The sequence below is a fragment of the Criibacterium bergeronii genome (assembly GCF_001693775.2).
Lineage (GTDB): Bacteria > Bacillota > Clostridia > Peptostreptococcales > Filifactoraceae > Peptoanaerobacter > Peptoanaerobacter bergeronii.
Genome location: NZ_MBEW02000006.1, coordinates 29,812 through 50,758, shown reverse-complemented (window position 1 = coordinate 50,758; position 20,947 = coordinate 29,812). Strand labels below are relative to the sequence as shown.

Here is a 20,947-nt window from a genome sequence, read left to right as displayed (position 1 = left end):
GAGATTTTTCTATGGCGTATGTACCCGTTCCAAAAGACCTGTCCCGCATAAAGACAAAGGTTGCCTTTAACCTTACCAAAAGGCAGCTCATATTCTTCGCGGCGGCGCTCCTTGTTGGACTGCCGCTTTTCTTTTTGCTCAAAGGCAGCACTGGCACAAGCCTTGCGGCGTTCGTAATGATCCTCGTTATGCTGCCCTGCTTTCTGTTTGCCATGTACGAAAAGCACGGGCAGCCCCTTGAAACGCTGATTAAGAACATCATACAGACAAAATTTATCCGTCCGAAAGAAAGACCCTATCAGACGGAAAACTTCTATGCCGTCCTCGAACGGCAAAGACAACTTGAAAAGGAGGTATCGGCTATTGTCAACGGCAAACGCAAAACACGCAGGAAACAGGCGTAAGCTCACCCGCGCCGAGAAAAAGGAAATCGCCGCCCTGATCCGAGCGGCAAAGGGCGACGGAAAGGCGCACACCGCGCAGCAGACCATACCGTATCTTGCCATGTACCCGGACGGTATCTGCAAGGTTACGGAAAAGAAATACTCCAAGAGCATCGCCTACGACGACATCAACTATCAGCTTGCGCAGGCAGACGATAAGACCGCCATTTTTGAAAATTGGTGCGACTTTCTCAACTATTTTGACGCGACCGTTAGTGTGCAGCTTTCCTTTATAAACCGGGGAACGCGCAGCGGCGGCGCGGAGGAGGTCGTTGCGATCCCCGCGCAAAATGACGCTTTCAATTCCATCCGCACCGAATATGCGGATATGCTGAAACATCAGCTTGCAAAGGGCAACAACGGCTTTGTAAAGTCAAAGTACATTACCTTTTCCGTGGAAGCGGACAATCTGAACGCGGCAAAGGCGCGGCTTGCCCGTATTGAAACCGACATACTGAATAATTTTAAGGTGCTGGGCGCAGCCGCCCGCCCCATGACGGGCTATGAACGGCTGGAAGCCCTGCACAGCGTATTCCACCCGGAGGGAGAACCGTTCCGTTTCTCTTGGGACTGGCTCACCCCGTCGGGGCTTACCACAAAGGACTTTATCGCCCCGTCCTCGTTCCGTTTCGGCGAGGGCAGATATTTCCGCATGGGACGCAAAATCGGCGCGGTCAGCTTCCTTGAAATCCTTGCGCCGGAGCTGAATGACCGTATGCTTGCGGATATTCTCGACCTTGAAACGGGGATCGTCGTCAATCTCCATATCAAGAGCATCGACCAGACCGAAGCTATCAAGACCATCAAGCGCAAGATAACCGACCTTGACAAAATGAAAATCGAGGAACAAAAGAAAGCGGTACGCAGCGGCTACGATATGGACATCATCCCCTCTGACCTTGCCATGTTCGGCGGTGAAGCGAAAAATCTCTTGCAGGACTTACAGAGCCGCAATGAGCGAATGTTTCTCCTGACTTTCCTTGTAGTCAATATGGCGGACACGAAGCGAAAGCTGGAAAATGACATATTCGCAGCGGCAGGCATTGCGCAGAAATACAACTGCGCTCTTACCCGCCTTGACTACCAGCAGGAGGCGGGGCTGATGTCCTCTGTTCCGCTGGGCGAGAACCTGATCCCCATCCAGCGAGGGCTTACCACATCAAGCACCGCAATTTTCATTCCCTTTATCACGCAGGAACTTTTCCAAACGGGTGCAGCTTTGTATTACGGCTTAAACGCCCTTTCAAACAACATGATACTTTGCGACCGCAAGCGGCTGAAAAACCCCAACGGTCTGATCCTCGGCACCCCCGGAAGCGGCAAGAGCTTTGCGGCGAAGCGGGAAATCACAAACGCTTTTCTCATTACCGACGACGACATCATCATCTGCGACCCGGAAGCGGAGTATTACCCCCTTGTGCGCCGCCTGCACGGACAGGTGATCCGCATTTCCCCCACAAGCACCCAGTATGTCAACCCTATGGATATTAACCTCAATTACAGTGAGGACGACAACCCCCTTGCGCTGAAAAGCGATTTTCTCCTTTCCCTCTGTGAGCTTGTCATCGGCGGCAAGGAGGGGCTGATGCCCGTGGAAAAGACCGTCATTGACCGCAGCGTAAGAAACGTGTACCGCCCGTTTTTAGCCGCCCCCGACCCGGCGAAAATGCCGATCCTCGGCGATCTTTACGACGAGCTTTTAAGACAGCCGGAGCCGGAAGCGGCGCGGGTGGCGGCGGCATTGGAGCTTTACGTTTCGGGCAGTCTGAATGTCTTTAACCACCGTACCAATGTGGAGCTTTCAAACCGCCTTGTCTGCTTTGACATCAAGCAGCTTGGGAAGCAGCTTAAAAAGCTGGGGATGCTCATTGTGCAGGATCAGGTGTGGAACAGAGTAACCATAAACCGGGCTGAAAAGAAATCCACCCGCTACTACATGGACGAGTTTCATTTGCTCCTCAAAGAGGAACAAACCGCCGCCTATTCCGTGGAGATTTGGAAGCGTTTTCGTAAATGGGGCGGGATCCCAACCGCCATCACGCAGAATGTCAAAGACCTTTTGAGCAGCCGCGAAGTTGAGAATATCTTTGAGAACAGCGATTTTGTCCTCATGCTCAATCAGGCGCAGGGCGACCGGGAAATCCTTGCAAGGCAGCTCAATATCTCCCCGCAGCAGATGAAATACGTTACCCATACCGAAGCGGGCGAGGGGCTGATCTTCTACGGAAACGTGGTGCTGCCTTTCCTTGACCGTTTTCCACAAAATACCGAGCTATACCGGGTAATGACGACCCGCCCGGAGGAAGTGGGCGGCACATGAGATTAGACACCATCATCAACCGCGACGCGCTGTGCGCCCTGCGGGAGCTGCCCGCCGAGAGCGTCCATTGCTGCGTCACAAGCCCGCCCTACTACGCCCTGCGGGATTACGGCATGGACGCGCAGATCGGGCGGGAGGACACGCCGGAGCAGTATATCGCAAGGCTTGTCGAGGTTTTCCGTGAGCTGAAACGGGTGCTGCGCCCGGACGGTACGTTTTGGCTGAATATTGCCGATACCTACTGCGGCACAGGCAGCAAGGGCAGCTACACCGACCCGAAAAACCCGAAAGGCAGAAACGGGCAGAGCCTGTCCCTTGCAAGACGGGCGGCAGGCTGCAAGCAAAAGGACTTAATCGGTATTCCGTGGCTTTTAGCCTTTGCCCTGCGCTCTGACGGGTGGTATCTGCGCAGCGCGATTATTTGGCAGAAGGACAACCCCATGCCCGAAAGCGTGCGGGACAGACCGAGCCGCTGCTATGAGAACGTCTTTTTGCTTACGAAGTCCAAGAGCTATTACTATGACGCCGCCGCCATTGCGGAACCCATTGCCCCAACAACGGCGGCGCGATACCGGGGCGGGCGCAGCGCGGGACACAAATACGACGGCGAGGTACCCGGACAGGGTAAGGTGCAGGGCATCAACCGGGCGCGGACGGGCGGCTACTACGATGAAGCCCTCATGCCGACCACGCGGAATAAGCGGGACGTATGGCATATCAACACCGTACCCTACAAGGGCGGGCATTTCGCCGCGTTCCCGCCGAAGCTGGCGGAAACCTGCATTTTGGCGGGCTGTCCCAAGGGCGGCGTTGTCCTTGACCCGTTTTTCGGCAGCGGCACGACGGGGCTTGCGGCAAAAAGCCTTGACCGCCATTACATCGGCATTGAGCTGAACTATGACTATTGCACCCTTGCAAGGGCGCGGATCGGAGGTGAAACAAATTGAGCAAAAAGCTGAAACCCCGCGATAAAATTACGCAGAAAATGAGCCGGGACGGGCTTATCGAGGTCAACGAAACCGCAGGCACCGCCGAGCTGGTCAGCGGGCGCGAACAGGACGCGGATTTTTCCAAGCAGCCCGAACAGGCGGCGCAGGAAGCCGCGCAGCAGCTTCCGCATCCCTCCGGCAGCGCGGCAGCTCGTCCCCATCCCCCGGAGCTTTCCCCGAAGCGGGACGACGCCGCAGCCGAGCGTGTTTTGGAGCATATCGACGCTGCCCATACCCGCGCAGCATCCAAAAAGGCGATAAAGCGAGTGCAGCGGGAAGCGGTGGCAAAAACAAAGACCTCACGCCTGCAATTCACCGAGGAAGAACGGGCGACGCCGGAGCTTCAAAAGGCGATCCGCAAATCGGAAAGAGCCGCCGACCGCCTGGACGAAGCACGGGCGGCTATTCCGAAGAAGAAAGTCTTGACAAAAGAGCGCACCTTTGACGAAGCCGCAGGCAAGGGCAAAACCCGCCTGCGCTTTGAGGAAAAGGAAAAACCCATACCGGGCAGCAGACAGCAGCACAACCCCCTCTCCCGCCCCGTGCAGGAGGTCGGCGTTTTCGTCCACAATAAGATACATTCCGTTGAAAAGGACAACTCCGGCGTGGAGGGAGCGCACAAGAGCGAGGAATTAGCCGAGCGCGGCATCCGGGCGGGGGCGCGGCAGGTGCGAAAGAGCCGCCGCAGCCGCAAGCTGAAACCCTACCGGGCGGCGGCAAAAGCGGAAAAAGCCGCGTTCAAGGCAAACGCCGATTTTCAGTATCAAAAGGCGCTGCACGACAACCCGCAGCTTGCCGCGTCTAACCCCGTTTCCCGCTTTTGGCAGAAGCAGCAGATCAAGCGGCAGTATGCAAAGGCGGTACGAACGGGCGGCGCAAAATCCGCAAGGAAAGCCGCAGAAAGCACCCGCAAGGCAGCGAAGAAAACCGCCGAAGCGACGAAAAAGACCGCCGCCTTTGTAGGGCGGCATTGGAAAGCCTTTCTGATTGCCGGGTGTGCGCTGCTCCTGCTTATCATGCTGATGTCCGCCATTTCCTCCGGCTCTGCTCTCTTTTCGGGGCTTGTCAACGGCGTAATCGGAACCTCTTACACATCGGAGGACAGCGACCTTGTAGCGGTGGAAAACAATTATGCGGCAAAGGAAAACGATCTGCAAAGCAGGATAGACAATATCGAGCGCGATTATCCGGGCTATGACGAATACCGCTACGACCTTGCGTACATCGGGCATAATCCCCATGAATTAGCATCCTACCTGACTGCCCTGTTGCAGACATACACCCCGCAAAGCGCACAGGCAGAGCTTGACCGCATTTTCAATCTGCAATACAAGCTGACCGTCACGGAAGAAATCGAGGTGCGCTACCGCACGGAACGGCGCACAGGCAGCTACACGGATGCGGAGGGCAACACCCATACCTATACCTACACCGTTGAAGTCCCCTATAACTATTACATTCTCAATGTAACGCTGACGAACAAATCTATATCCTCTTTTGTATCGGAGCTTCTAACGCCGGAGCAGCTTGAAATGTACCGTGTCTATTTGCAAACAAGCGGCAACAAACCCCTCGTTTTTGGCGGCGGCTCTGCGGATACTTCCGCGTCCGAGAATTTAAGTGGCGTTACCTTTGTCAACGGCACCCGCCCCGGCAACACCGCCCTTGTGGATATAGCGAAATCGCAAGTCGGCAATGTAGGCGGTGCGCCTTACTGGAGCTGGTACGGCTTTGACAGCCGCGTGGCTTGGTGCGCCTGCTTTGTGTCCTGGTGCTACGGACAGGCTGGCCTTTCCGAGCCGCGCTTTGCGGGCTGTCAGTCGCAGGGCGTTCCGTGGTTTACCTCTCACGGGCAATGGGGCGCGAGGGGTTATGAGAATATCGCTCCCGGCGACGCCATCTTTTTTGATTGGGATTTAGACGGCAGCGCAGACCATGTAGGTATCGTAATCGGCACAGACGGAAGCCGCGTTTACACCGTGGAGGGTAATTCCGGCGACGCCTGCAAAATCAGAAGCTATCCTCTTGATTACGCCTGTATCAAGGGCTATGGGCTGATGAATTGGAATTAAAATTTGAAAGGAGTTTTGACAGTATGACAAACAGCAAAATTGACCGCATTGAAAAGGAAATGCAGAAAACGCGGGAGAAGATCAGCGAGTATCAGAACAGGCTGAAAGAGCTTGCGGCGCAGAAAACCGAAGCGGAAAACCTGCAAATCATCGCTCTTGTGCGCTCCATGCGCCTGACCCCCGCAGAGCTTACCGCCCTGCTTTCCGGCGAACCGATCCCCGGCATTGCCGCCGCAGGTACAGACTACATGGAACAGGAGGAAATCGAAGATGAAGAATAACGGCTTTTTCAAAACAGCCGCCGTCCTGCTTGCCGCCCTTGTCCTCTTGGGCGGCTTTTCTGTTACCGCCTATGCGGGCGGCGGTGAGGACATTCCCACCAATGACAGCGGCGTGATCGTAGAAACCGAGCCGCAGCCCCTTACGCCGGACGGTAATCTGTCGCTGATTGACGACATTGAGGGAGAAGCCGCCGAGGACAAGCAGTTTATCGTTGTGCAGAGCAAAAACGGCAACTACTTTTACATCATCGTTGACCGCGCCGCCGAGGGCGAAAACACCGTACATTTTCTCAATCAGGTGGACGAAGCCGACCTGATGGCGCTCATGGAGGACGGCAGCGGCAAGGCGCAGGCTCCCGCCGTTTGCACCTGTAAAGACAAATGCAAGGCGGGCGCAGTCAATACCGCCTGCCCGGTATGCTCTGTCAATATGACCGAATGTGTAGGCAAGGAAGCCGTGCCGGAGCCGGACGATGCGCCGCCGGAGAAAGAAAAAAGCAAAGCGGGCGGGCTTGTGATCTTCCTTGTTGTTACCCTGCTTGCCGGTGGCGGCGCGTTCTACTACTTTAAGATTATGAAGCCGAAGCAGGGTATCAAGGGCGACACCGACCTTGACGATTTCGATTTTGACGATTACGACGAGGACGAGCCGGAAGCAGGCAGCGAGGAACAGGAGGACGAGGAATGAGGTTAGTCGTTGCAGAGAAGCCGAGTGTGGCGGCGGCACTTGCCGCCGCCCTTGGCGTAAAGAACAAAAAGGACGGATATATGGAGGGCGGCGGCTACCTCATTTCATGGTGCGTGGGGCATTTGGTGGAGCTTGCAGAAGCCGCCGCCTATGGGGAGCAGTACAAAAAGTGGAGCTATGACAGCCTGCCGATTCTGCCGCAGCCGTGGCAATATACCGTATTCAAAGACAGGCAAAAGCAGTTCAAAATCCTAAAAGACCTCATGCGCCGCAGCGACGTTTCCGAGGTTGTCAATGCCTGCGACGCAGGGCGCGAGGGCGAGCTGATTTTTCGCCTTGTCTACCATGCGGCGGGGTGCGATAAGCCCTTTTCCCGCCTTTGGATTTCCTCTATGGAGAAAAGCGCAATTAAAAGGGGCTTTGCAGAGCTGAAACCCGGCGAAGCGTATGACGCGCTCTATGCGTCGGCTCTGTGCCGCGCAAAAGCGGACTGGATCATCGGCATCAACGCCACCCGCCTTTTCTCCGTCCTTCACGGCAAAACTCTAAACGTAGGGCGCGTTCAGACGCCGACCTTAAAAATGCTTGCAGACCGGGATGCGGCGATCACCTCTTTCAAGAAAGAAACCTACCATATCGTCCGTCTTGATGTGGGCGGCGCGGAAGCGGCAAGCGCAAGAATCTCCAACGCCGCAAAAGCGGAAGCGGTAAAAACGGCTTGCGAAGCGTCGCAGGCCGTGTGCGTTTCGGTGAGGCGTGAGAGGAAAACCGAGCAGCCGCCCCGCCTGTTCGACCTTACGGGCTTGCAGCGGGAAGCCAACCGCATTTACGGTTACACCGCAAAACAGACCCTTGACCTTGCACAAGCCCTTTACGAAAAGCGGCTGCTTACCTACCCGCGAACGGACAGCAATTATCTGACCGACGACATGGGCGATACGGCGGCGCATATCGCCGCGCTGCTTGTCGGCAAGCTGCCCTTTATGAAAGGCGCGGCGTTTACGCCGGACATAGCCCGGACGCTTGACAGCAAAAAGGTGTCCGACCACCACGCCATCATTCCGACAATGGAGCTTGCGAAAGCAGACCTTACCGCGCTGCCGGAAAGCGAAAGAAATATCCTCACCCTTGCCGGGGCGCGTCTGCTGTTCGCCGCCGCCGAGCCACACGTTTTTGATGCGGTAACGGCGGTGTTTTCCTGTGCCGATACCGAGTTTACGGCAAAGGGAAAGACGGTTCTTTGCGACGGGTGGAAAGAGCTTGAACGACGCTACCGGGCGACGCTGAAAGGAAAGCCCGACGCAGAGGGCGACGAGGAAATCGAGCGTATTTTAGATGTACCGACCTTTGCCGAGGGACAGAGCTTTGACAGCCCAGCCGCAAGAGTTACGGCGCACGACACGCAGCCCCCGAAGCCGCACACGGAAGCAAGCCTGCTTTCGGCTATGGAACGCGCCGGAAGCGCGGACACCGACCCGGACGCAGAACGCCGGGGGCTTGGTACTCCCGCTACCCGCGCCGCCGTGATTGAAAAGCTGGTCAAATCCGGCTTTGTGCAGCGCAAGGGAAAACAGCTTATTCCAACCAAAAACGGCAACCACCTTGTTTGCGTTCTGCCCGATACGCTGACCTCTCCGCAGCTTACCGCCGAATGGGAAAACGCTCTGACGCAGATTGCAAAGGGCGCAGCCGACCCGGAGGACTTTATGCGGGGCATTGAAGAAATGGCGCGGGAGCTGGTGAAAGCCTATCCGTTTCTTTCCGAAAATCAGAAAGACCTGTTCAAAGAGGAACGGACGGTGATCGGCAAATGCCCCCGCTGCGGCGGGAACGTCTGCGAGGGCAGGAAAAACTACTACTGCGAAAAGAAGGGCTGCGCCTTTGTCATGTGGAAAAACGACCGCTTTTTTGAGGAACGCAAAACCGCCTTTAGCCCGAAAATCGCCGCCGCGCTGCTTGCGGGCGGCAGGGCGAAGGTCAAAAAGCTGTATTCCCCGAAAACGGGTAAAACCTATGACGGAAGCATTGTATTAGCCGATACGGGCGGGAAATATGTCAACTACCGTATCGAGCTTGCGAGGGACAAAGAACTTACGCAGCAAGCATAGGAAAGGGGTACCCTTTCCGTAAAATCCCCGTTCTGACGCTATGCGCAGAATGGGGATTTTGCTTGTTGGGAAGTTTCCCAAACCCTCTGTAACGATGAAAGGAGGCGTAAGCCATGCAGAACAAGCCGAAAGCAGAGCTGACCGCCGCCCTGATGCTTCTTGATACCCGCAGTATGTCCTTTGATATGCGGGAAATCGACAACCGCCGCTTTATGTTCTCCCCGCAGGCGAGAGAGCTGATTTTAGGCAGACAGTACAGGGGCGGGCAGCTATACAAAAGCCATGCCGAGGAACACTTTGACAGCGGGGCGAAAGCCCCTTTCGACAGCTTTATCCGGGGCTGGATCGGCACAGGCAGGGACTACCCGGACGGTGTTATCCACTTCGCCCCGAATATTGGCACAGACAATATCACTGCCTTTGACAATGCGTTTTCCACCCTGCAAATGTTCAGCGAAAACGGCGCGGCGGGAGATACCGTCGTGCGCGGCTTTGGGCGCAAGTGGGAGCAGCCGCTAAAAGACATTATCACACCAACAAAAGAAAGGAGCAAAACCGTGAGCGAACAGGAAAAGAACTATTCCAGCTATGATTTTGACAGGCTGGAAGTAGCAAAAAAGCTGGTAATTGAGCGAAGCATCTATTTTGAAAGTGAGAAAGCGGATATTTCCGCGCTGACCGGGCTTTCTCTTGCGGAGCTGACACGGCTGCGGCAGGAGAGCGCGGCGGCGGAGCAGGCTGTATTTGACAGGCTGAAAACGGAGGCAGCTGCATGGGAGCAGCAGGCGGGCAACACCCGCTTTCTTGAAAAAGCCATCGAGTATGTGCAGACGCCGCCCGTCAAGCACACATCCAACAAATGGGAGAAAACAGATTATGAATGGCAGCTCCGCAGCAACGCAGTCTATCAGATGCGCTACCACGTTTATGAAAATACCCGCTATGACAGGCAGGCGCAAAAATCCGTGCCGTATTCATGGAGCCTGACATGGAGTGTCCGCACCAACGGACCGAACCATGAGCGAAACGTAAAAATCGCCGGACAGGAGCGCAAGACCTTTTCAGACAAGGCGGCAATGGAAAAATACCTTGCCGGACGCATCAAGGCATACGACCGCCTGTTTATCGAGACTGTGCCGCCCGTTCCGAAAGAATACGCGGAGCCGTTCAAGGTGAATGGGCTGCTGCTTCCGGGTTATGTCATTGAGGGCGAGCCGCCGCAGCACACCGCGTCCCAGCAGGCAGCGCAGCCGACGCGCCCTGACCCGGAAAAGGTGGAGATGGATGCCGCCGCGATGCAGGCAGCGCCCCTTACTGTCGAGCCGCCGCCGCCCGTTATCCCTATCAACCTTACCGCAGAGAAGCCAGCCGAAAAGCTCAAGGAGATTACCGACCGTTTGGAGCAAGGCATTACGGAGCTGTTCGACAGCGAACGCTACAAGGAGTATCTGCGCGTCATGTCAAAGTTTCATAATTACAGCTTCAACAACACCCTCTTGATTGCCATGCAGAAGCCCGACGCTTCCCTGATCGCGGGCTTTACCGCTTGGAAAAACCAGTTTCAGCGCAATGTCAAAAAAGGCGAAAAAGGCATTAAGATTATCGCCCCGTCGCCGTTCAAAATCAAGCAGGAAATGGAGAAAATCGACCCGCAGACCCAAAAGCCCGTGATCGGCAGGGACGGAAAGCCCGTCACCGAGGAAAAGGAGATCACTATACCCGCCTACAAGGTGGTGTCCGTCTTTGACGTGTCCCAAACCGAGGGAAAGGAATTGCCGGATATTGCCGTGGACGCGCTGACGGGCGATGTGGAGCAATACAGTGATTTTTTCGCAGCCCTTGAAAAGACCTCTCCCGTCCCCATCGGCTTTGAGAAAATCGAGGGCGGCGCACACGGCTATTATCACTTGGAGGACAAGCGTATTGCGCTTGACGAGGGTATGAGCGAGCTGCAAACGCTCAAAACCGCCATTCACGAAATCGCCCACGCAAAGCTGCACGATATTGACCTGAACGCTCCCAAAGACGAGCAGCAGCCCCGCGTAGATCGCCGCACCCGCGAGGTGGAAGCGGAAAGCGTCGCCTACACCGTTTGCCAGCATTACGGGCTTGATACGTCGGACTACTCTTTCGGCTATGTAGCCGGGTGGAGCAGCGGGCGGGAGCTTGCGGAGCTGAAAAGCTCCCTTGAAACGATCCGCTCTGCCGCCGCAGACATCATCAACAGCATTGACGGACATATCGCAGAGCTGCAAAAGCAGCACGAAGCCGAGAAAGCCGCGCCCGATCTTGCCGCCGCGCAGGAGCAGCAGACCGAAAAACCCCTTACGGACTTGCAGAAAAAAGCCGCCGCAATCGCAGAAAAATACGAGACACTTTCCACACAGGAAAAAATCGGAGTGATTGCGCAGGCGTTTGGCGGTACTGCGGGCAGGATTGAAACGTCGCCCTGTACGGGAAAATGGCGCGACACAAGCGATATATCCATCCGCTTTGATAACGGCGCGTCCCTGTTTCTCGGCAACCGCCTTACGCCGAAAGCAAAGACCGCAGCGGTACAGCGGGAGCTTGTCAACGATACCCTGCTGCGGTACAACCCGGAGATCGTCAGCGTGACAAAGGAAACCGCCCTCACTTCCCTCATGGAGCGTGAAGCAAAGGACAATGCCATTGCCGCGCAGAAGGGCTTGAAGCCCTACACCCTGCTCAACGTCGAGTTCAACGACGGCGCAGACAGTCAAAGCAGCGGATATATGGGCTGGTACTATGTGACACTGGCGGTAGACGGAAAAATCTGTTCTCATATCGAAACCGGGCTGAATTACGACATCGCGGATGGCAAGGTGAGTGCAGAACCCACGCGGGAGAAATATTTTGCGGCAGGCGCGTTGAAAGATAGTGAAGTGGACTATGTTTTCAACAACGTCGGCTTTTCCTCTGCTTCCGGGCTGTATGCGCTCCCCGTCAGCGCTGCCGTTTTGCAACGTGCCGAAAAGACGCTTGCGGAGCGCACACAGGCGCAGGAGCCGGACAGGGACAGCTTTTCCATTTACCAGCTCAAACGCGGCGACGAAACGCGGGATTTGCGCTTTGAGCCTTATGACCGTCTGACCGCAGCGGGACACGCGGTTGATCCGGCGAACTATGACCTGATCTATTCCGCGCCCCTTGCACCGGGTACGAACCTTGAAGATATTTTTACCCGCTTTAATATCGACCACCCGAAAGACTTTAAGGGACACAGCCTTTCCGTTTCCGATGTGGTGGTGCTGCATCAGAACGGGCAAGACACGGCGCATTACGTTGACAGCATCGGCTATCGACAGACGCCGGAGTTTTTGCAGCCGCAGAATTATCTAAAGCACGTTGAGGATATTGTTGAGCAGAACGACAACAATTTTGACGGTATCATCAACAACACGCCGCAGACGCCCACCGTCGGGGAATTGGAGCAGAAAGTAAAGGCGAGTGAGCCGATTTCCCTGATTGACCTTGCGAACGCCATCCATGCCGATAAGGAGCGCGGAAAAGAGGAAAAGCCCTCGATCCGTGCGCAGCTTCGGGCGGCAAAGGAGCAGACCGCCCAGAGAAAGGCGCAAAGGAGCAAAACGCAGGATTTGGAAAGGATCTGATCGTATGCGGAAGTTTGAAAACGTGGATATACTGGCTTGCCTTGATGCGGTGATGAAACAAAACACCGGCTTTTACCAAAGCGATTTTGAGATTGACAAGGAGATCATTCACAAAGCTGCTGCAAGCCCCGACCGTGAGGACAGGACGCTTTTGTGGCTTTCCCGTCCGTCCGGGACGCATTGCTTCCGGGAGCGCGACGTTTTCTTGAAAGACACCCGCCCATACAACACATGGAAGTTCCACGGGGAGCAGACACGCGACCGCATTCTTGCCTACGCCGTAGAGCTGACGGGCAGGGAGCGCGGCAAAATCCGGGGAAACCTCTATGAGCTGGACTATGCCGCCCATTTCCGGCACGTTCGGGAGCAAGCGCTTCCCGCAGACACAAACGCCCTTATCTATGAATACGGGCGCGTCGAGCAGCCCGTAAAGCAATGGTTTAACGGCAACGACCACCCGCAGTACGGCAAGTTTGAACGCTTTGAGGCGCAGCCAAACGCCCCCGAAGCCTTGCGCGACATTCTGCAAGAGGAACGGCGCAGCCGTGAGCAGCTTTCGCCGGGGGACTTCAAGGCGCATATCGCCGCCTTGCGCGACGGGCTGATTGAAGCCGAAGCGCGGCGCATTGTTGCCGAAATGAAACGTCAGTACAGCCCCAACAGCCCGAACAAAACCCACTACATGACAGAGCTTGCCCCGGCGTTTATGATGCTTGTGTCGAGCCGGGATGTTGACCGCCTTTTCTCGCTGCTTCCCTACAAGACGCTGACCTTTTCCAAAATCGAGGGCAGGCACGGCATCTATGCGCTGATCGACAAGAACGAAAACCGCAACCGGGATATTCGCAAGCCCCGCCCCTCTATCCGGGCGCAGCTTGCCGCCGACAAGAAAAAAGCCGCTCCGAAGCGGGCGGCAAAAACAAAACATCACGAAATGGAGGTATGAGCATGAACCGATTTACCGTTGAGGAAACAAATCTTATCAGCATCTACATCGCCGATACGCGCGGGGAGCTTATCGGGGAAATGACGGGTGCGCTGCCCTATATGGACGGTGAAATGCGCGAGCTTGCCTTGCGTACCCTTGCAAAGCTCCGCGCCATGAGCGACGCCGACTTTGCCGCTCTCGCCGTATCTGCCGCCGACGAAGTATGAGCGGGCTGAAACGGCTGACGCCGCAGCAGAGCCGCAAAGCGAACGCCCTTATTAAGAAAACCTGCTGCAACTGTATGGGCGGGAACTGCATTTTGCTGGACGATGGGGACGAGTGCGTTTGTCCGCAGCTCATTTCCTATTCGCTTCTTTGCAGGTGGTTTCAAAACGCCGTACTTCCCGCTGACAAGCTGCTTTACGCGGAGCTTTACCAAGCCGAGGACAGGCGGCGGTGCGCCGAGTGCGGCGCGGCGTTTGCGTCCACCTCAAACAGCGTCAAATACTGCCCGGACTGCCGCAAGCGGATCACCCGCAGGCAAGCCGCCGAGCGGATGCGGAAACGACGCGCCCGCGTTACGCAGTAGACGTGAAAAAGCCCTTACGCCATGCCGCTTTTCAGATGTGATTTGAGCATGACAGGGGAATTATACCTAAACCCGCAAAAACAGTGTTCTACTGCGTAACAGACACTTAAAGCAGCACCCATGAAAAGACGGGGCGCGGTGGCCATCATCGGCTGCCGCGCCCCGTTCTCTTTTTTGCTTATTCCTCGCCGATTTCTGCTACGCCGACCCTGCCGACGTTTAGAAGCCGATATATCGTCAGAGGGATATACCATGCCGCGACCGCAAGCCGCCATATCAGAATGACGCCGCCGATCAAGCCGCCCACAATGAAGTTGAGCGCAACGACGCCCACCGTGCCGGAAAGGTCGAAGCCGCGGGGGATAAGCCACACGAACATACGGCGTATGCCAAAGGGGATGCCGCAGCACAGCCACACATAAAAGTAGTTCGTTACCCCGTCCTTTGTGAATACCAGTGCAGCCCAATAAAACAGCACCCCGGCAATCAGAACGGTCAAAACCGTTTTCTTAAAAAAGTCTTTCCATATCTCACCTCGCGTCATAACCTCACCTCTGTTTCGTAAAAATATGGATAGCGTTCAGCAGTCCTACATTGGGATAGTTTCATCATACCATGCTTTTTCGGGGATTTCCACACAATCCGCATTTATCCGCGCACATTTTCCTTACCCCGCTCCGGCTCACTTTCACGCCGCAAAATACTGTCGATGTTCCGCTTGATAACGTCGTATTCCTTGACCTGCTTTTTCAGCCTGCCATAGTCGGCGTAGAGCGTTTCTTTTTGTTCTTGGAGCTTTGCATACTCCGCTTGCAGCGCGGCGACATTGGGGAGCTTGCCACCGACCAACGCGGGCTTGACCGCTTTTGCGGCGGCTTCAAACAATATGATACTGCTCTCATGGGCGGCGCGGTATGCCGCCTTATCCTTTGCTGCCCGGTACGCTTCATAGACGGGCTTTGTCTTTTGGTACGTCGTAACATTCTTGATTAAGACCGCCATATCCGCAAGCCGCCGTTCGACGCCCTTTAATGCGTCTGCCGCCTGTTCGCTTGCCGCGTTCACCTCCGCGATTTTTGCGGAAAGCTCTGCATAACTGCCAATCCTGTTTTCCGTGAGGAAGTTCAGCGTCCTTGCCGCCTGTTTGAGATTATGGATTTTCGCCCAATGCTCATAGCCCCGGCTTTCCTGTGCCTTGATGCTGTTCTGAATGTCGATAACAAGGGAGATACCGCCGCGCTCCTGCTTCGGGGCTTTGGCGGCGCGGGTGCGCCTGCCCTTGATGCGCTCCGTTATGGCTTCCTCTGTATAATCCGCGCCGAGCGTTTTCAGACGGGTAAAGCGTTCCTGCCCCGGTGCGCGGCAAGATATGTATTTACCGGGCTTTATCTCATAGCCCGCAGCTTGCAGCAGCCGCAGAAAATCGGCAAAGTCTGACGCTTGCGGGATAAGCGCGTCAACGGCAATTTTCAGCTTGCCTTTCCAGCTTGTACCCGCCTTTTCCGCTTGGTACTCCGCATAGCTCTTTCCCTTACTGCCCCTGCCGGGGGCAACGACGGACAAGCCGTTTTCCCGGCACAGCCTGTCGCTGATGTTGCGTATGCCGTAATAGCTCCGCTTGTTGGAATTGTATTTGCGGTGGTCGATGAAATTGACCGCACAAAAAATCACATGGTTATGGATATGCCCCTTGTCTATGTGGGTAGTCAAAACATATTCGTATTGCCCCTTTGTTACCGCGTCGGCAAGCTGCCGACCTATCTCATGCGCCTTTTCATAGCTGACTTCCCCCGGCTCAAAGGATTGCATGAGGTGGTGGGCTAAATTGTTGCCTTTCTCCAACGCTTGCGACAGGGTATATGCAAACTCAATATCTGCCGTTTCATAGGAGCAGCCGAACGAGGACACAAGCATTTTTTCTTCTGTCTTGGCGGGATTTTGGATATAGGCGAGGGCTTTGCTCAACGTGCTTTTAATAGGCTTAATCTTTGTAACCGCCATATCTCATTCAGCACCCCCTTTATCTCGTCTATGTCCTCTTGATAGACGCTGCCCGTACTGTTCACGCGCCGCGCGATCTGATTGACGTTGACCCCGATCTTCTGTATCTCGGCGGTCATTGCCTTTATGTCGCTATGGTCTATCTGAATGATATATCCGTCGATTGCGATTTTCCGCAGATACGCCGCCATGTTGCGGGTAGGTATTAACTTCATTTTTTCCAGTATTAAATCGCGCTCGGCTTCCGTCACGCGAAACTTTAGCTGCACCGTCCTTTTCCGTCCGTCCATGCTCTAACGCTCCTTTCCGTTCATAGAGGGTTTGGGACACTTCCCAAGGGTCTGCCCCAACAGGCGATAGCCTGTGAGGGTACAAGCAATTTTCAACCGACGCGCCGCAGCGCGGGAGGGCGAAAATACGGAAGTGGGTACCCGCTTCCTATGCTTGCTATGAAAGTTTTATCCTCTATCCCTTACTACAACGGAAAGTTGAATTTGCCAAAAGAACGGAGAACAAAATTGCTTATTTCAAGGAGTTTTTCTGTTCGGTATCTGCGATTTCTTTAGCAACGGCGGTGATGATCCGCAGGCCGTTTTCGCTGATGTTGTCAAGGAGCGCGTCGAGTTGCCGCCGCTGGGTGGTCTTTGCGATGACCTTCTCCGGGAAAAAGAATTGATCGACGGACATATCTAAACAAGTGATGAGACGATAGAAAACTTGCAGGCTGGGGGTTTGCCCGCTGTTTTGAATAGAGGCTATGTAGCGGGGAGAAATGCGTATCTGCGCCGCAAGTTCTTTTCGCGTTAAACCTTTCTTTTCCCTTGTGGATTTGATGGCCTGCCCGAAAGGTTTGAAGTCGTATCTTTGATGGTTACAATTCAAGCTAATCACCTCCCGTATAACGCTATGGAATGGCAAGGACGTGGCCAGCACTATCTACAGTCCGGCAAAGTGAATCAAGCGCAATTCTTTTCGGTATTCCGTTTACCTGACCTTTGTCGCTCGATATTCAGATGGAAGAATCCCTGCGTAACGCTTAAATTGCGTGGAAAAACTCCCAACATTCTTATATCCTACGCTTTGTGCTATAGCTGTAATGTATTCATTGCTATTCAAAAGCAAATCACAAGCCTTTGCCATTCGCAGCAAGAAGAAATGTTCTGAAAAAGAATGTCCCATCACACTCTGGAATGTATATTTGAATTTTGCAGGGCTCATATAAGCGCACTCCGCCATTTCGCCTAGCGAGAGCGCAATATCTACATTTTGCGCCATATACTCTACAATGTTTATAATTGACCTGTAATCTGTTTTAGATATAGCAGCTCCACTCTTTGCCCTTTTCGCATTTTGAAAAAGCAAAGAAACCGCTTCATCTATTTTTGCCCTGTAAAAAATTGTGGAGCTTATGTCATCACCTCTAAACCCTAATATCTGATGAAAGACCGCAGACAATGAGGGGATACACATTTCTCTTGTATTGCAATGCAACATTTCTTCAAATACGGAATAGCCGATGTTAAATTCCTTCTTTAAGTAATAATCGTAATACTCTGGCATGAGTTGAATCCCGATTGTTTTCGCCGGTGTTCCCTTTTTTATTATATATCGCTGCACCTCATTTTCTGCGGTACGCTCAATATATTGCATCCCTGTATGAACTTGCCCGATACGGAAACGGTTATCTGTAAGGATAGAATCGTACTGATGTATCACAACAGAATCCTCAGACAGCACAGCATATTCAAAATCGTTATAATACAGATGATCCGAGAATGAGATCGTTGCGCGCGATCCAAGTTCAAAAATAGATGTTTTCCCATAACCGTTCGAGGAACGAAATTGATATGTCTTAAATCCGCAAATCTCGGCCTCTTTTTCTAAAAGAGTACTGCCGTTTTGCTGCAAAAAACTTTGATGGCTTCTATTCATAATAAGCATACCTCATTTCAATTTATGCTGTGAGCTAAAAAAAGCGGCTCGCGGCTAAGAGTCACCAACATAGTTAGACATCTCTAACCACGTCTGCTATTATAGCATAAAAGGTAGCCTCGCGGAAGTCCAAAAGTAAGAGAGGAGTGATTATGTGACAGACAAAAAAATGATTGTGAACCTTGATTTCAGAACGCTCCTTTTTCTGGATGTTTTAATTATGCTCTTTATGTTGCTTTCTGGCAAAGCAGAGGTAACATTGATCGCTTTTGTTATCGCAGGAACGGCGTTAATGGTTTTCGGGCTTTATGCAACTGTGATTCGATGCACAATTGTATTTGCCGTTCTCTTTTTGTACTATTTTGCAATTACACATTCAAATGGCTCCATCTTTCAAGGCTCCCTTCTTTCCGTTATTGGAATCATCGCTTTCATTATCCAGAGGATCATTCCGTTTCTCATGCTGGCAATCGCAATAAAAGAGCGAAAGAATATCTCTGAAATCACTACGGCACTCGGACGATGCCGGTTGCCAAAAGGAGTTATCATCAGTATGACGGTGATGCTTCGCTATTTCCCGTCAATGAAAAACGATTTCTTGACGATTATTGAGGCAATGAAACTAAAAGGGATTGATACGTCATGGCGTGGAATTCTATTTCATCCGCTTCGGATGCTTGAATATGTCATTGTGCCAATGCTGTTTCGCAGTTTGCGAACATCAGAGGAGCTTTCTTGTGCGGCGCTTGTAAAAGGAATTGAAAATCAAGGACAAAGAAGCTCTTATTTTGATGTCAAAGTAAAAGGGATAGATGTTATCTTTTCGTCATCAGCTTTCGTTATGTTGCTTATGAGTGTAAAACTTCATTTGTTTTGACAAGGTGGTGTATTCATGGTTCGATTAAACGATTTAAGTTATCGGTATAAAGATAACGCTGCACCGACAATACAAAATATTTCCTTTTTCATAAAAAAAGGTGAGGTAGTGGTTCTGACAGGACGAAGCGGTTGCGGAAAATCAACGCTCTTTCGGTGCATTAACGGCCTCTGCCCACACTTTTTTGAAGGGGAAAAGAAAGGCAATATTTACTTGAACGGCAAAGAGAGTACACCTTTGCGGATCTGTGATATTTCAAGGCTTGTTGCTTCTGTTTTTCAAAATCCTGAAAGTCAGTTTTTTACGGCAGATGTTCTTTCCGATCTTGTCTATGCTTGTGAAAATTACGGAGTTCCTAAAGGCGAAATAGAAATGCGGCTAAACCGCATCGCTTCTATGCTTTCACTGTCTCCGCTGATTGGAAAAAAAATATCTGAGCTGTCCGGTGGCGAAAAGCAAAAAGTGGCAATCGCTTCCACTTTGATGCTGAATGCAGATGTCCTTTTGCTGGATGAGCCGTCCTCTAATTTAGACTATCAGTCCATAGCTTTGCTAAAAGCCACACTTGCGGAATTAAAATCAAAAGGATATACGATTATCGTCATTGAGCACCGCCTCTACTATCTCGCGGACGTTTGCGACAGGTTAATCGTGTTTGAGTGCGGCAAGATGTCCCGTATCTATGAGGGCGCGACATTGAAAGCTGCAAGTAATGACGAATTACACCTTCAAGGGTTACGCGGGCTGCACCTTTTTCAAAATTCTATAAGTAACCCGTCCACAGAAAAAGGTAGTAACCCTCTTTTGGTACTTGATAACCTTTTCTTTGGGTATGAAAAGCTCACCAACATTCTTAAAGGAATCAGTTTTTCTGTGTACCCAGGCGACAGGATCGCTTTGATTGGGAAAAATGGCTGTGGAAAGACTACGCTTGGGAAAATCCTGTGCGGTTTAATAAAAGAGCAACAAGGGTGTATTCGCTTTATGGAACGTCCGCTTTCCTCGCGCGACAGAAACCGATTTGCAAGTTATGTGATGCAAAACGTAGATTTTCAGTTGTTTGGGTGCAGCGTTTATGATGACTTGCTTCTTGGAAGCGAGAGATCACCTAACATTGAAAACCGTATCCATAGCATTTTGTCATTACTTGGGCTATCCTCTTTGGAATCTCAGCATCCAACCACCTTGTCAATGGGGCAGAAACAGCGATTAGTCATTGCCGCATCCTATTTGCTGAACAAGAGGATCAATGTATTCGATGAACCTACCAGCGGTTTGGACTATGGCAACATGAAAAATGTCTGTGATTTGATTGAGTCCATCACTGGAAATGAGAATGCGTCTATTGTCATTACACATGATTATGAGTTCATACTATCCGTTTGCAATCGCGTAATCCTTTTGGAGAATGGGAAAATAACAAGAGACTTCCCCTTAAAAGATACAACAGTGCTGGAGAATATTTTTAAAGAAAAATTATAGGAGGTTCATGCAATGAAAAAGTGGAAAATCAGTGATTTTGTTCTGATCGGCTTGCTGGCTGCCATTGATGCTGCTGTGATTTATGGCGTAGGTATGTTGACCGCTGCAATGGTGCCGGTTATGCACGTGTTTACTTCGAGTATTACTGCGCTCATCATGGGAACGGTTGTTTTATTTGTTGTTAAGAAGATTCAGCGTTTTGGGGCAATGACGCTTCTTGTCAGCTTGGGGGTGGCAATCTTTACGCTTACAGGGATGGGGAGCATTACCTGTTTGCCTTTCGTTATTGTTACAAGCCTGATTGCTGATGTAATAATTGCCAAGACAAATTTCAAAACCATATCCATTGGAATTGGCTATGGCTTTACGCAAGCTGCGTACTTCTTTGGCGGCTGTTTTCCGTTCATTTTCTTTTTAGATAGAGAAATAAATAAATGGGTAGAAATGGGCGTTACGGAAGAAGAAATGTATGGCTACATAAGATATTTAACCGGCGGATTTGCTGTGATTGGTGTCGTATCAGCTATTCTCTGTGGTATTGTTGGCGTTTATGTTGGGAAACTCATTCTGAAAAGACATTTCAAAAACATGGACTGATAAGAATA

General features: G+C 52.5%; 19 protein-coding genes. 14 read left to right on the top strand and 5 right to left on the bottom strand.

Annotation, left to right across the window (positions count from 1 at the left end):
* Positions 1 to 11 precede the first annotated feature (11 nt).
* From BBG48_RS04085 to BBG48_RS04035, 11 genes are all read left to right on the top strand, one after another.
* Positions 12 to 404, top strand: a complete 393-nt coding sequence (locus BBG48_RS04085; RefSeq protein ID WP_068912360.1) for a PrgI family protein — start codon at positions 12 to 14, stop codon at positions 402 to 404.
* Positions 316 to 2,763: a VirB4-like conjugal transfer ATPase, CD1110 family gene (locus BBG48_RS04080; RefSeq protein WP_272159890.1), complete on the top strand. Its 2,448-nt coding sequence runs from the start codon at positions 316 to 318 to the stop codon at positions 2,761 to 2,763. The genes BBG48_RS04085 and BBG48_RS04080 overlap by 89 nt, the downstream gene beginning before the upstream one ends.
* Positions 2,760 to 3,710, top strand: coding sequence for a DNA-methyltransferase (locus BBG48_RS04075; RefSeq protein WP_068912363.1), 951 nt, complete (start codon positions 2,760 to 2,762; stop codon positions 3,708 to 3,710). The genes BBG48_RS04080 and BBG48_RS04075 overlap by 4 nt, the downstream gene beginning before the upstream one ends.
* Positions 3,707 to 5,824 carry a CD1108 family mobile element protein gene (locus tag BBG48_RS04070; RefSeq protein ID WP_456297786.1) on the top strand — a complete coding sequence of 706 codons (2,118 nt, stop codon included), beginning with the start codon at positions 3,707 to 3,709 and terminating at the stop codon, positions 5,822 to 5,824. Before BBG48_RS04075 ends, BBG48_RS04070 begins: the two co-directional genes overlap by 4 nt.
* Before the next feature lie 23 nt (positions 5,825 to 5,847).
* Positions 5,848 to 6,105, top strand: a complete 258-nt coding sequence (locus BBG48_RS04065) for a DUF4315 family protein (RefSeq protein ID WP_068912365.1) — start codon at positions 5,848 to 5,850, stop codon at positions 6,103 to 6,105.
* Positions 6,095 to 6,793 carry a DUF4366 domain-containing protein gene (locus BBG48_RS04060; protein ID WP_068912367.1) on the top strand — a complete coding sequence of 233 codons (699 nt, stop codon included), beginning with the start codon at positions 6,095 to 6,097 and terminating at the stop codon, positions 6,791 to 6,793. The genes BBG48_RS04065 and BBG48_RS04060 overlap by 11 nt, the downstream gene beginning before the upstream one ends.
* Positions 6,790 to 8,901 (top strand): DNA topoisomerase 3, encoded by a 2,112-nt coding sequence (locus BBG48_RS04055; protein ID WP_068912369.1) that lies wholly within the window; start codon positions 6,790 to 6,792, stop codon positions 8,899 to 8,901. The genes BBG48_RS04060 and BBG48_RS04055 overlap by 4 nt, the downstream gene beginning before the upstream one ends.
* A 113-nt stretch (positions 8,902 to 9,014) precedes the next feature.
* Complete coding sequence (locus BBG48_RS04050) at positions 9,015 to 12,533, top strand: YodL domain-containing protein (RefSeq protein WP_243446737.1); 3,519 nt, start codon at positions 9,015 to 9,017, stop codon at positions 12,531 to 12,533.
* 4 nt (positions 12,534 to 12,537) lie between these two features.
* A complete protein-coding gene (locus BBG48_RS04045; RefSeq protein ID WP_068912370.1) occupies positions 12,538 to 13,479 on the top strand; it encodes a hypothetical protein in 942 nt (313 codons plus the stop codon).
* A gap of 2 nt (positions 13,480 to 13,481) precedes the next feature.
* Complete coding sequence (locus tag BBG48_RS04040) at positions 13,482 to 13,688, top strand: transposon-transfer assisting family protein (protein WP_068912372.1); 207 nt, start codon at positions 13,482 to 13,484, stop codon at positions 13,686 to 13,688.
* The gene (locus BBG48_RS04035) at positions 13,685 to 14,050 is read left to right on the top strand and encodes a cysteine-rich VLP domain-containing protein (RefSeq protein WP_094754381.1); all 366 of its coding nucleotides are present in this window, start codon (positions 13,685 to 13,687) and stop codon (positions 14,048 to 14,050) included. The genes BBG48_RS04040 and BBG48_RS04035 overlap by 4 nt, the downstream gene beginning before the upstream one ends.
* 178 nt (positions 14,051 to 14,228) lie before the next feature.
* On the opposite strand, the gene BBG48_RS04030 is transcribed toward BBG48_RS04035, so the two are convergent.
* The 5 genes from BBG48_RS04030 to BBG48_RS04010 all read right to left on the bottom strand — a co-directional run bounded on the left by BBG48_RS04030 (position 14,229) and on the right by BBG48_RS04010 (position 17,983).
* Positions 14,229 to 14,594, bottom strand: coding sequence for a DUF6050 family protein (locus BBG48_RS04030; protein WP_068912374.1), 366 nt, complete (start codon positions 14,592 to 14,594; stop codon positions 14,229 to 14,231).
* Between the two features lie 104 nt (positions 14,595 to 14,698).
* A complete protein-coding gene (locus BBG48_RS04025) occupies positions 14,699 to 16,051 on the bottom strand; it encodes a relaxase/mobilization nuclease domain-containing protein (protein ID WP_068912376.1) in 1,353 nt (450 codons plus the stop codon).
* The gene (locus BBG48_RS04020; RefSeq protein ID WP_068912378.1) at positions 16,012 to 16,341 is read right to left on the bottom strand and encodes a plasmid mobilization protein; all 330 of its coding nucleotides are present in this window, start codon (positions 16,339 to 16,341) and stop codon (positions 16,012 to 16,014) included. The genes BBG48_RS04025 and BBG48_RS04020 overlap by 40 nt, the downstream gene beginning before the upstream one ends.
* A gap of 232 nt (positions 16,342 to 16,573) precedes the next feature.
* Positions 16,574 to 16,933 carry a helix-turn-helix transcriptional regulator gene (locus BBG48_RS04015; protein ID WP_207747776.1) on the bottom strand — a complete coding sequence of 120 codons (360 nt, stop codon included), beginning with the start codon at positions 16,931 to 16,933 and terminating at the stop codon, positions 16,574 to 16,576.
* Between the two features lie 102 nt (positions 16,934 to 17,035).
* Positions 17,036 to 17,983 carry a helix-turn-helix transcriptional regulator gene (locus tag BBG48_RS04010; protein ID WP_068912379.1) on the bottom strand — a complete coding sequence of 316 codons (948 nt, stop codon included), beginning with the start codon at positions 17,981 to 17,983 and terminating at the stop codon, positions 17,036 to 17,038.
* A 154-nt stretch (positions 17,984 to 18,137) separates the two neighbouring features.
* On the opposite strand from BBG48_RS04010, the gene BBG48_RS04005 reads away from it, so the two are divergent.
* The 3 genes from BBG48_RS04005 to BBG48_RS03995 are packed head-to-tail and all read left to right on the top strand — an operon-like array spanning position 18,138 to position 20,939.
* Positions 18,138 to 18,860, top strand: a complete 723-nt coding sequence (locus tag BBG48_RS04005; RefSeq protein WP_094754383.1) for an energy-coupling factor transporter transmembrane component T — start codon at positions 18,138 to 18,140, stop codon at positions 18,858 to 18,860.
* A gap of 15 nt (positions 18,861 to 18,875) precedes the next feature.
* Positions 18,876 to 20,342: an ABC transporter ATP-binding protein gene (locus BBG48_RS04000; protein WP_068912381.1), complete on the top strand. Its 1,467-nt coding sequence runs from the start codon at positions 18,876 to 18,878 to the stop codon at positions 20,340 to 20,342.
* Positions 20,343 to 20,354: 12 nt separating this feature from the next.
* The gene (locus BBG48_RS03995; protein ID WP_068912383.1) at positions 20,355 to 20,939 is read left to right on the top strand and encodes an MptD family putative ECF transporter S component; all 585 of its coding nucleotides are present in this window, start codon (positions 20,355 to 20,357) and stop codon (positions 20,937 to 20,939) included.
* The last annotated feature ends 8 nt before the right edge of the window (positions 20,940 to 20,947 follow it).